At 33.7% G+C, this 13,024-nt stretch carries 9 protein-coding genes; 4 read left to right on the top strand and 5 right to left on the bottom strand.

The window, feature by feature from the left end:
- Positions 1-58: 58 nt before the first annotated feature.
- Positions 59-1,198, bottom strand: coding sequence for an ArgE/DapE family deacylase (locus MN187_RS00300; protein WP_242093970.1), 1,140 nt, complete (start codon positions 1,196-1,198; stop codon positions 59-61).
- Positions 1,199-1,356: 158 nt separating this feature from the next.
- Here MN187_RS00300 and MN187_RS00295 point away from each other — a divergent pair, with 158 nt between their 5' ends.
- Both MN187_RS00295 and MN187_RS00290 read left to right on the top strand, forming a co-directional pair.
- The gene (locus MN187_RS00295) at positions 1,357-1,536 is read left to right on the top strand and encodes a hypothetical protein (RefSeq protein WP_117974145.1); all 180 of its coding nucleotides are present in this window, start codon (positions 1,357-1,359) and stop codon (positions 1,534-1,536) included.
- A gap of 462 nt (positions 1,537-1,998) precedes the next feature.
- Positions 1,999-3,840 (top strand): LPXTG cell wall anchor domain-containing protein, encoded by a 1,842-nt coding sequence (locus MN187_RS00290; RefSeq protein ID WP_242093967.1) that lies wholly within the window; start codon positions 1,999-2,001, stop codon positions 3,838-3,840.
- A 162-nt stretch (positions 3,841-4,002) separates the two neighbouring features.
- On the opposite strand, the gene MN187_RS00285 is transcribed toward MN187_RS00290, so the two are convergent.
- The gene (locus tag MN187_RS00285) at positions 4,003-4,389 is read right to left on the bottom strand and encodes an HsmA family protein (RefSeq protein ID WP_117973852.1); all 387 of its coding nucleotides are present in this window, start codon (positions 4,387-4,389) and stop codon (positions 4,003-4,005) included.
- Between the two features lie 834 nt (positions 4,390-5,223).
- Between MN187_RS00285 and MN187_RS00280 the strand changes: the two genes are divergently transcribed.
- Both MN187_RS00280 and MN187_RS00275 read left to right on the top strand, forming a co-directional pair.
- Positions 5,224-5,433 (top strand): CsbD family protein, encoded by a 210-nt coding sequence (locus MN187_RS00280; RefSeq protein WP_117973848.1) that lies wholly within the window; start codon positions 5,224-5,226, stop codon positions 5,431-5,433.
- A 977-nt stretch (positions 5,434-6,410) separates the two neighbouring features.
- The gene (locus MN187_RS00275) at positions 6,411-8,750 is read left to right on the top strand and encodes an ABC transporter ATP-binding protein/permease (protein ID WP_242093965.1); all 2,340 of its coding nucleotides are present in this window, start codon (positions 6,411-6,413) and stop codon (positions 8,748-8,750) included.
- A gap of 304 nt (positions 8,751-9,054) precedes the next feature.
- Here MN187_RS00275 and pepV read toward each other — a convergent pair whose 3' ends face one another.
- From pepV to MN187_RS00260, 3 genes are all read right to left on the bottom strand, one after another.
- Positions 9,055-10,461: a dipeptidase PepV gene (pepV, locus tag MN187_RS00270; RefSeq protein WP_242093963.1), complete on the bottom strand. Its 1,407-nt coding sequence runs from the start codon at positions 10,459-10,461 to the stop codon at positions 9,055-9,057.
- Positions 10,462-10,548: 87 nt separating this feature from the next.
- A complete protein-coding gene (locus MN187_RS00265; protein ID WP_117973842.1) occupies positions 10,549-11,271 on the bottom strand; it encodes a pseudouridine synthase in 723 nt (240 codons plus the stop codon).
- A 52-nt stretch (positions 11,272-11,323) separates the two neighbouring features.
- The gene (locus MN187_RS00260) at positions 11,324-12,970 is read right to left on the bottom strand and encodes a putative polysaccharide biosynthesis protein (protein ID WP_242093960.1); all 1,647 of its coding nucleotides are present in this window, start codon (positions 12,968-12,970) and stop codon (positions 11,324-11,326) included.
- Positions 12,971-13,024: the final 54 nt, after the last annotated feature.

The following is a 13,024-nucleotide window of genomic DNA, read 5'->3' as shown; positions in this document are numbered from 1 at the left end:
ATATCAAACTTACTATCTTCTATAACGACTTGAATATCTTGCATAAATAACTGCCTTTTTAATTTAAATAAGTTAACATAATTTGTTTGTATTTATCAATCATATCTAAATAATTATCCATGTCAACATACTCATTGACTTGGTGTGGTAATGTTGATTCACCAGGGCCAAAGACAACAAAATCAAATGAATTAGATGATTTAATAAATTCTGCCGTATCAGTCGTCGCACCAATCCCAATAAGTGGTAATGGTTCATCAAATTGTTGTTGAATTACCTCAATTAATTCAGACTGTTTGTTTGCTTTAACAGATAATTTATTGTAATCAATAGTGAGATTTAACTTGTATGGTTGATTTTTATTTAGTTCATCCACAGTATCTTGTAATACTTTAATAATATCATCGTTAGAAAATTCTGGAATACTACGTATATTTCCTTGCAGTGATGCAAAATTTGGAATACTATTGACCTGTTTCCCACCATTCATAATCGTAATATTATGAATCGTTGAACCTAATTCTTCATTTACATAGTTACTTGAAATTTCATCCATTTTTTGATTGATGTGGTACGAAAAATCAATCAAATGGTTTAATGCGTTATATCCTTCTTGTGGCATAGAACTGTGTGCTTCTTTGCCTTCTGATGTCACTGTGTAATTAATTGAACCCATATGAGTATAGACTAGATTATAATTACTTGGCTCACCTACAATCAAACCATCCAAATCATCAACATATCCTAGATTAGTTAATTGTTCAGCTCCTAACTCGCCCACTTCTTCTCCAACGGTTGCTAATAATTTAATCATTCCATTGAATTCTTTTTGTTCTTCTTGAAGCTCAATCATTGCTATAACCATTGCCATAAGACCACTTTTCATATCCGTTGAACCACGACCATAAAGTTTATTACCTTCTATAATTGCAGAAAAAGGTGGATACTTCCAATCACTCGTATCCCCAGGGTCCACGACATCCATATGACCAGTTAATCCTAGAACTTTATCACTATTTCCTTTTTTAATCGTTGCCACTAAATTACTACGATTATCAGCATATTGAATCAACTCAGTTGAAATATTAACTTGCTTTAATTTATTTTGAATATATTTTGCCACAATTTTTTCGTTACCATTGATTGTTTCCATCTTAACAATGTCTTGTAACCACTCGATTTTTTGATTCTTTTGCATGATTGTTCTCCCCTTTTTCTTTCATATATTTGTATTTTTATCATACCACGTTCATTTAATCTAGCTAAATCATATCCCTTTTCTCAACATGTCTCTAAATATATTTAATCTAGTTTTAATGATATAATAGACGTAATAAAAAGAAAAGAGGGATACTTATGTCAAATAAATCGATGCCCGCTGAACCAGTTATTTTGAATGACACTACCACATTAGAAAAAGAATTTGTCGTAGAGAAAGATTTCATTAAAGAAAGAATTAACTCACTAGATCATGATGGATTTAACATTATTTTACCTAACACTACTCAAGTTATTGAAGAAAAAAAGAAAAAATAATATCATGATAAGCTGTTTTTCATCTTACTTTTTTAAGGTTAAATTAAGGATTGGATATTAAGATATAGATAGTTAAATAATTATTTAACACATTCTCTCTTCCCACAACAGAGGATGATCACAAAGCATGTTACATTTTTTCATTTATCTGTTGACTTTTTTTATTAATGAAACGCATTATGAACTTACCTTTATTTTACCAATCGCGGATACTTCTAAACATTTAATACCTTATACCCCGTAGTATACCCATTAATTTATTAATGGGTATTTTTTTGCCTACATGAATATATTTTTATGAAAATTACATGAAATCCAATGAAGTGTATATTTATATAATATTTTTAAATAATTAAGTACAAAAAGTGTTGAAATATGTCTTATTTTATCTTATACTTTTTTTGTAACATACGTTTGCCGAACGTAGTATTATTATTTAAAAAAAAGAGGGAGATATAGTAAATGAAAAGACAAGATTACAAAAAAATGATGCAACAAAAAAAAGCTGCAAAATCGTTCAAAAAAACCGCTTTATTAAGTGCATTGAGCATTAGTATGATTAGTTTAACAACCACTGTTAGTGCAGAAGAAACTAATGGAGGAGACGTGTCTAACGACGAAACTTATGATAATTCTTTAGTGTTTGAATCAGATGCTCCGATGGCTCCTGACAACGGGCTAGTGTTTGAATCAGATGCTCCAATGGCTCCTGACAATGGGCTAGTATTTGAGCCAGATGCTCCAATGGCTCCTGACAATGGGCTAGTATTTGAACCAGATGCTCCGATGGCTCCTGACAATGGTCTGGTATTTGAACCAGATGCTCCAATGGCTCCTGACAATGGGCTAGTATTTGAGCCAGATGCTCCAATGGCTCCTGACAATGGGCTAGTATTTGAATCAGATGCTCCAATGGCTCCTGACAATGGGCTAGTATTTGAACCAGATGCTCCGATGGCTCCTGATAATGGTCTAGTATTTGAGCCAGATGCTCCAATGGCTCCTGACAATGGGCTTGTTTTTGAACCAGATGCTCCAATGGCTCCTGACAATGGGCTAGTATTTGAGCCAGATGCTCCAATGGCTCCTGACAATGGGCTAGTATTTGAGCCAGATGCTCCAATGGCTCCTGACAACGGGCTAGTGTTTGAATCAGATGCTCCAATGGCTCCTGACAATGGGCTAGTATTTGAGCCAGATGCTCCAATGGCTCCTGACAATGGGCTAGTATTTGAACCAGATGCTCCGATGGCTCCTGATAATGGTCTAGTATTTGAGCCAGATGCTCCAATGGCTCCTGACAATGGGCTAGTATTTGAGCCAGATGCTCCAATGGCTCCTGACAATGGGCTAGTATTTGAATCAGATGCTCCAATGGCTCCTGACAATGGGCTAGTATTTGAACCAGATGCTCCGATGGCTCCTGATAATGGTCTAGTATTTGAGCCAGATGCTCCAATGGCTCCTGACAATGGGCTTGTTTTTGAACCAGATGCTCCAATGGCTCCTGACAATGGGCTAGTATTTGAGCCAGATGCTCCAATGGCTCCTGACAATGGGCTAGTATTTGAGCCAGATGCTCCAATGGCTCCTGACAACGGTCTAGTGTTTGAATCAGATGCTCCAATGGCTCCTGACAATGGGCTAGTATTTGAGCCAGATGCTCCAATGGCTCCTGACAATGGGCTAGTATTTGAGCCAGATGCTCCAATGGCTCCTGACAACGGTCTAGTATTTGAGCCAGATGCTCCAATGGCTCCAATGGCTCCTGACAATGGGCTAGTATTTGAACCAGATGCTCCGATGGCTCCTGACAATGGTCTGGTATTTGAACCAGATGCTCCAATGGCTCCTGACAATGGGCTAGTATTTGAACCAGATGCTCCAATGGCTCCTGACAATGGGCTTGTTTTTGAACCAGATGCTCCAATGGCTCCTGACAATGGGCTTGTTTTTGAACCAGATGCTCCAATGGCTCCTGACAATGGGCTTGTTTTTGAACCAGATGCTCCGATGGCTCCTGACAATGGTCTAATGGAAGACCCAACTGCTCCTGGTATTGATTTAATTGTAAAACCAAGCACACCAGAAAATGAATTGGTATCATCTATTGTCAACAAACCTATAATTTCTGAAGCAATCCAAACAATTGTGGTTCCAACAGCTACGACTACTTTATCGAAAGCTTCTGAATTACCACAAACGAGTGAAACAACGTCAAAAATGACTACATCTTTAATCGGCTTAGGTCTTTTAGGTTCGTCTGCTATTATTATTAGACGTCGTTCAATTAATGTAAGATAGATACATACATTAAAAGAGGCTGAGCCAAAAACCTTACCAAAAAGCAATCCCATGAAGTCAGTTTATTAAAAACTGACTTCATGGGATTACTTCTTTTGTTTGTTTAGTCATTTTCATTTAAAAAATTACTTTTGAGTCAGAATCTTTTTTAATAACTTTTATTTATATAATCCCCATACCTACAAACATACCTAAAATAAATGAGATAACCCATAGACTCCAAACACCTAAACTAAACTTATGAAACTGTTTCTTTGCTTTTTCAGAACCTTTTTTATACACAGCAATTGCCCAAATTAAATGAAAGCCCATCAAAACAAGTGCCGCACCACCAGTAATTTGGTGTAAACCAAAAGTTGATTCTGCATTTTCAGAAGCAATTTGATTCATCAAAGCTGTTCCTGTCGAGTCAAATATAAGCCCTCCAACAAAAAATAAAATATGTTTTAATTGGATAGTCCCAGTTCTTCTTTCACCAAATACTCCTATACTGTAAGATATTAAAGCAATAATCATAGCTATACTAGCTAAAATCAACTCTTTACTCATTATATTTCCCCTCTCGTAAATTGTTTGACCGGTGACACTTTGTCATTATAAAACTATGATAAGTGACAAAGTGTCACTAGTCAAACAAAAATATAAAATTAGGTGGTTTTCACATTTAATTTTAACTTTTTATTTCAATGATTTCTCTAATTGTTTATAGTAATCCGTTAATATTTCCTTATATGCTTTTAATACTTTTTGTATACTGTTTCCTGTTTCCATTCTCTTTATTTATTTTTTCTATTTTGAGATACTTTAGAAACTATTCATCAGATATTCTACTTGTTTGTTTTCTTGATTTACTGATAAATCCAAAATGTCAATGTATTTTCATCTTAGAGAATTTAATGTCTCTGGATTCTCAGAGAAAGTTTCTCCTGATAGACTTTAAAAGATTTCCATAACCAAGGACAATCTATCAATTAATAAATACATTTTAAGTATCTCTTCAATTAAGGCTAACAAAAACACTGGATACTTTTTTACCATTAGTCGTAAATTGTTTTCTGTCGTCTCTATATATGATAAACCAACACCAACTATCATATCATTATTTTTATTATTGTTGACTAACACTGTTCTTCCACAAATTCGTCTACCTTTTTCCCTATACATGTACTGCTAACAAAACCAATCCTCATCATAAACAACAGCTCTATTTTAGTAATTCTTTTTTAATACTATTTAATTATGACAGCCACGTACTATGAAATATCTGTTTTTTTTAACATCTTTTAATATAATAAAAAATTCAAATGAAAGCCTTTCATTTGAATTTTTTAAGTGTTTTGATATATACTTAAGATACATCAATAGAAATAGGAGGAATTTAATATGACTGATACAGGTAAAGTTGACAAAGCGGTAGGTAAAGTTGAAGAAACTACAGGTGACATTACAAATAATGACAAGTTAAAAAATAAAGGTCTTTTAAAACAAGCTGAAGGCAAAGTAAAAGAAGTATCCTCTGAAATTAAAGAAAAAACAGAAGAAGTTGTTGATGACGTGAAAGATAAATTTAAAAAACATGAAGACAAAAAATAAAAAAATATATAACATAATATATTGATGAATCTTATAAACGAGATTCATCTTTTTTATTAGTGACTTCAGTCAGTTGAACAAGAAGTAGTGTTCAACAAAAAAACACTCGTACTCCGCGTGGAGGAAATAGCTTTAGCATAAAGAAACCTCCTTTCGATATACTAAATAGTGGCTACCGACCGCTATAAAAGAATCAAAAGGAGTTTCTTTATGTCTAATGACGATAAAGTCTAAGTACTGTGCTAATTCATAAGCAACATAGAAATTTGAAATATAAATATGAAAATAGAAGTTTTTGGTCGAGAGAGTATACGAGTAATGAGTCCTTCTAGCGCTTTTAAAAAGCTATCCGTTTTAATAGGTGGATAGTTACTGCCTTTTAACTACTAATTAGTCATTGAATAGCATCATTTTATATACACTGTGTGTTTTATCAGATAAAAATAGACCTATTTGCTTTTATATATTAAGAACGAAAAGGAGAAAAAATGATGTGAGAAACATTTACTATCCCAGAGATTGGAAAAGCGGTAGCTCGCTAAGAATGTGATTGTGGGTTTATTTTTGGGGGATCCGGCCATAGCTGGTCTACTATAACACCCTTTAAATATGACTTTACTTTTAAAGCTTGTCCAATTTCATTTTATTAATTTTGATTAGTTCATTTATTTCTGTAAAGTAATTTTCATTGGCGAACAAAAAACATACTGTGGATAGTTTTAATTATCCACAGAAAAGTTTTTCACATTAAAAAGACTATTTTTTCAGTATTTTATAAACTTATACACATTATCCACAGGTTTATCCACAGGTCTTATATTATCTTTACACACGAACAACTATTTTCGCTTAATTTATCTAAATATTAAAGTCTATATTATCAACCTATATCTATAATAAATCTGTCTATTAAAAAGTTGTCCACGCTTATCCACAAAAAATGTGAATAACATGTTGAAAGAAAAGAGGAGATCCACATGCTTGAGTTAAAAAATATAAAAAAATACTATAATGTAGGTGGAACAACTACTAAAGCCCTTGATGGTGTATCAGTATCATTTAGACGACAAGAATTTGTCGCTATCTTAGGAGCAAGTGGTTCTGGTAAGACAACATTACTTAATGTTATTGGTGGTTTAGATAATTATAATTCTGGAGATATGATTATTGATGGGAAATCTACAAAAGATTTTAAAGATAGTGATTGGGATGCTTATCGAAATAATTCAATAGGCTTTGTCTTCCAAAGCTATAATTTAATCAGTCATTTAGGAATTATCGAAAATGTCGAATTGGGGATGACTCTTAGTGGTGTATCAAAAGAAGAAAAAAGAAAACATGCAACAGCTGCCTTAGAAAGAGTGGGGCTTTCTGGTCATATGCATAAAAAACCCAATCAATTATCAGGTGGACAAATGCAACGTGTCGCGATTGCTCGAGCGCTTGCAAACAATCCAGATATTTTACTATGTGATGAGCCAACAGGAGCGTTAGATACAGAAACTAGTTTACAAATCATGAAGCTTATCAAGGAACTTTCTAAAGAAAAATTAGTCATCATGGTCACACATAATCCTGAACTTGCTTATGACTATGCTGATCGTATTATCGAGTTTTCTGATGGAAAAATAAAAAATGATTCAAATCCCTATACTGAAGAAATATATGATACTAAATTTAAACTAAAACGAACTAAAATGAATTTTTTCACTGCGTTAAAATTATCCTTTAATAACTTACGTACAAAAAAGGGGAGAACATTACTAACTGCTTTTGCTTCAAGTATTGGAATCATTAGTATTGGAATTGTTTTGTCCCTATCTAATGGATTTCAAAAGCAAATTGATAAAACGCAAACAGAAACACTGGCCAAATTTCCTATTACCATTTCACAAATTACAACCGATCAAACTATCAATCAAAAAAATGCTTTAGGTAGTGATAAAGGCTCTTATTCTAATAAAAAAGAGATTACTCCTAAACAAAGTGAACAAGATAAAGCGCAACATATTAACCATATAGATCAAAAGTATATTGATTATATTAAAAAGATTAATCCATCACTAACAAATAATATAGGTTATTCTAGAACCGTTGCCATGAATATTTTAGGTGACGTTAATGGAGACATTAAACCTATCAGCTTTTCTAACACCACACCAAACAGTGGTGGTTCTATGGAATCTGCTATGTCCTCAATGACAGGTATAGGGATTTCATCTTTTCCAACCAAACTTAACAATGACTCTAAAGACTTTTTAAAAGAAAATTATAATGTTATTGCAGGAGAATATCCAACCTCTGCAACAGATATTGTATTAATTGTTGATAGACAAAATGCAACCAATATCAATGCTTTGAAAAATATTGGATTAAATGTTAAAGAAAATGAACCACTCCCATTTGGTGACATTGTTGGAAAAGAATTTAAATTAATTTCTAACAATACATATTATCAAAAAATTCCGACTGGTAATTTTATTCCAAATACTGATTATCAAAAAATGTACGACAATACTAGTAACACTACTATTCACGTAAGCGGAATTTTACGTGTTAAATCTTCCTCTAGTATGAATTTACTCTCACCAGGATTTGCCTATAGTAATGAACTAACAGCTAAAATTGTAGATGAAAATGAGCAATCAGACATTGTCAAAGCACAACGAGATAGTAACAAAAACGTGATGAATAATGAATCTCTTGATGCTCAAGCTAAAGATAATCTACTTGCTTATCTTGGTGGTACTAATATTCCATCTAGTATTTTAATTTATCCAAATAACTTTAGTGACAAAGAACAAATTTTAGCGTATCTAGATAAATACAATAAAGGTAAAGATAAAGAAGACCGGATTTTATACACTGATTTAGCTGGAACTATGACACAACTAACTGGTGGTTTGATGGATGCGATCACTTACGTTTTAATTGCCTTTGCGGGAATTTCCCTTGTTACTAGTATGATTATGATTGGTATCATCACTTATACATCTGTTCTTGAGAGAACAAAAGAAATTGGTGTCTTAAAGGCTTTAGGGGCTAGAAAAAAAGATATCACGCGTGTATTTGATGCTGAAACCTGTATTTTAGGTATCGCCTCTGGTTCACTAGGTGTTCTCATTGCTTATGCTTCTACGTTCCCTATCAATAATTTATTATATAAATTAACTGACTTAAAAAATGTGGCACAATTAAATCCAAAACATGCGTTGATTTTAATCATTATTTCAACCATTTTAACCATGCTTGGTGGGCATATCCCAGCAAAAATCGCAGCGAAAAAAGATGCTGCTATTGCCTTAAGAGCTGATTAATGAATCAATACTAAAAGAGTCCTTTCATTAAGGGACTCTTTTTTATGTTATAGTTTCTCTAAAAAAGTTATTTATAAAAAAGAAAAAATAATTATTACTATATTCTTGATATTCTACATAAACAAGCTAACTTTTGGACGCTAAATAGTATGGCAGATATTAATAAGGCTATTAATCTTGGATCCGATTCTTATTTTACAAACTATACAGCAAAATCTATTGAACTCGAAAAAAAAAAGCACATGCTTCTTTCATTAAAATAAAATCCCATCAGTTCAATCATGAACTGATGGGATTTTATTTATTATTTAATTAAACGATAAATCGCATCAGCGTAAATCACTGTTGCATTAATTAAATCATCAACTGAAATAAATTCATTTTTTTGGTGCATTGTATCGATACTATCTGGGAACATGGCGCCATAAGCAACGCCACGTTCTAATAAACGACCAAATGTTCCACCACCGATAACTTGTTCATGACCTTTAAGAGCAGTATGGTCTTCGTAAACATCTAATAAAGTTTTCACCAATGGATCTTCTGGTGATACATAGTGAGGACCTTTTCCACCAGGTTTTTGAATCACTTTAGCTGATGTATTGGCTGTTTTTTCAGAAATGCGATCAAAAATCATCTCTTCAGTTAACCCTTTAGGATAACGGAAGTTCAATGTGATTATGTTGTCATCTCTTGAAGAATCAAATTTGAACACACCAGCATTCATTGTTAAATCTCCCATAACATCATCAACATGATTCACACCAAAGTTTTTACCTTCAGTATCAGTATGGACATAATCTGCAATCGTTGTTAGGTAATCTTTTGCTGAACCTGAAAAATCATAGAAGCTTAAGAAGTTTGCTAAATAAGTTCCGGCATTAATTCCTTTACTTGGCATTGCTCCATGAGCTGCTTTACCATGAACAGTCAATGTTGCAGTTGAACCAACCACTTCAATATCACCTGTTACAGGTGCAGTTGTTAAATATTCTTCAAATTCTTTTTCAAATGCATTAATATCACCTGAAATCTCAACAACAGCAGTTGCTATTTCTGGTACCATGTTATCACGCATACCTGAATCAAATTTAACTAATGTTAAGTTCCCTTCATTTTTACCAGGATACTCAATTAAAATGGTTGTATTTCCTTTTTCACCATTGATGATAGGAAATTCTGCATCTGGTGAGAAACCAAAATCTGGTGTCTCTTCCACTTCTAAGTAGTGGTCCATACATTTCCATTCACTTTCCTCATCTGTTCCAATAATGACACGTGTTTTTTTGGAAACTGGTAATCCTAACTCTTTGATAATTTTTAAGGCATAGTAAGCAGCCATTGTAGGCCCTTTATCATCACTAGCACCACGCGCATAAATACGTCCATCTTTTTCTACTGGTTCAAAGGGATCTGTATCCCAACCTGGTCCAACTGGTACCACATCAACGTGACCAAATACCCCTAATGTTTCATCGCCTTCACCAAATTCAATGTGACCTGCAATGTTATCAACATTTTTAGTCAAGAAACCATCACGTTCTCCTAATTCTAAAAATTTTAATAACGCTGCTTTTGGTCCAGGACCAACTGGTGCATCTTCTGTCGCTAAATCATCTTCTCTAACACTAGGAATACTTAGTAGCGTAAATAAATCTTTCATTAAGTCTTCGCGACGAGCTTCGACTTCTTTTCTCCAATCGATTGTCATACAAAAATACCTCCTGTTGATTTTATCTTACTTTATCATATCATTTTTTTAATGTTTTAGATAATATAATTTAGGATTTAAGCGAGTTTATTCGTTATTTTTTAACAATTTCAGCTCATTTTCAGTTAATGGACGATACTTTCCTCTAAGTAACTCTGTATCTAATATCAGATTAGCCATTTCAAGCCTTTCAAGCTCTATTACTTTTTTTCCAACAGCACCTACCATACGTTTGACTTGATGATATTTTCCTTCCATAATTTCTAATTGAATGATACTTTGTTCTTTTTTCTCATCAACAGATAAAATGGTTAACTTAGCTGGCAAACACTCATCCCCATCTAATCGAATTACTCCCTTAGAAAAAACATCGATATCTTCATCTGTCATTTTTCCTTGAACTAATGCTTGATACAATTTAGGCACTTTCTTTTTAGGAGACAATAATTCATGTGCTAATGCCCCATCATTCGTCAATAATAACAGCCCCGTTGTATCTTTATCTAGTCGTCCCACTGGAAATAATCCCTTTTTATAATCATCTACTTTGACTAAATCAATCACTGTTCGAGAGGATGCGTCCTCTGTCGCAGAAATAACTCCTTTTGGTTTATTCAACATGTAATAAACATATTTTTCGTATAAAACGGGTTGGCCATCGACGCAGACCTCATCCTCATTTTCATTAACTGAAAATTTAGCATCTCTTACCATCGTTTGATTGACCGTCACTCGCTTTTTCTTCAGTAACTCTTTTACTTCTTTCCGACTACCAAATCCTGTATGACTTAAAAACTTATCTAAACGCATCTATTTCTTCTCCTAATGCAAGAAAGAACACCTAAATAGATGTTCTTCCTGTTTATTTTATTCTAAATTTCCGACGATATTTTCGTGCTTTGGGGCCAAGTAATTGATCTGCTAATCTTACGCGTAGTACTAACCAGCCATAACTGATAATACCAAACACCACACATATCATAATAATAATAAAGGCTTGAAATTTTCTATCAGGATTTAATATCGTGTATAGGCCACTTCTGACAAGCCAAGTAACAAATGACATGATTGCACCTAAGATCATGATTAGTAAGATTCTTTTGGCTGTAATTGATAAATCAAACTTGGTAATTCGGTAAATCGAACGCGTCATAAACATTGCAGCTACACCTAAACCAATAGCTGTCGCAATGAGTGGTCCATATGTTTCAAACATACGAATCATTGGGTATTGTAGAACTAATTTTATTACTAGTCCCATACCTAATAACAAGATAGCTTCTCGATTTTGATACAATCCTTGTAATGTTGTTGAAATCAGAATAAAGTATCCCATTACAAGACCAACTAAACTAGCTTCAATCAGCACACTCACGCCCAGTGTTTCTGGTATATAAAATAAAGCGTACATTGGTCTTGCTAAAACAATCATTCCTAATGTCGCTGGTACCATGATGAAAAGTAGCAGCTGAATGTTATCACTAATTAACTTAGCTAATTCAGTTTTTTCATTTTTGGTATAAGCTGCTGTCACAAGGGGCAAACTTGTCATAGCCATACCTGTAGCCAAAGACACCGTAATCATAACCAATTTATCAGGGTTTGCACTAAAAATACTAAACAAAGCTTGCAATTGTTTCGGTGAATAATTTGTAAAACTTGCCATCATTCTTTCAAATGTGTATTGGTCAACCAACTTAAACAAGGTAATGGCAGAACCCACGATAATAAACGGAATTGCTTGTTTAATCATCTCTTTAATCAAAAGATTTTCAGATATTTCTACCTCATTATTACTATTGTCAACCAAGTAATTCATACGTGATTTTTGTTTACTATAAAACCAAATTAATGCAGCAAATGCACCAAGCATTCCAATAAACGCAGCAAAGGTTGATTGGATAACAGCATCAACATAATCACCTGTCGTCACTTTCATAATAATAAACGTCATCAGAAGCATATAAAATACTCGGGCAATCTGTTCAATAATTTGTGATACCGCAGAAGGCATCATATTTTGATTCCCTTGAAAATACCCACGAATGACACTCATCATTGGAAAAATCAAGATAGCTGAACTTAAAGCTCGCATCACTGGAATTAAATCAGCGTTTCCATCCGCCAAAATTGGTGCAAACAAATACATAACTCCCGAACAGGCAACGCCAAACACACCCATTATTACCATCGTCCGTCTAAATAAACGTCGGCTAATACCATACTCATTTAACGAATTATAGTGTGAAATTTGTTTTGCAATCGCACCTGGAATACCGGCTGTTGCGATCATCAAAAACAAGGCGTAAATGTTATACCCTTTATTAAATAAGGCGTTTGCTATATTAGCATCCGTGCCCATCCATGCATACCATGGGATGACATACGCTGCACCTAGTAATCTAGAAAAAACATTTCCTATTGTCATCCATAAAGAGCCACGAACCATTTTTTCCTTTGCATTCAACTCTTTTTCGGTCTCCTCAAAAGAAGTGTTTTGATTTGGCATGATTCTAACCAACTTTCTTCATTATACTGCTCTAATTGTATCGACAATTGTACG

This window comes from Vagococcus sp. CY52-2 (assembly GCF_022655055.1).
In the GTDB taxonomy this organism is placed as follows: domain Bacteria; phylum Bacillota; class Bacilli; order Lactobacillales; family Vagococcaceae; genus Vagococcus.
Note: the sequence above shows the minus strand (reverse complement) of the source record. Positions and strands in the feature narration are given on the sequence as shown.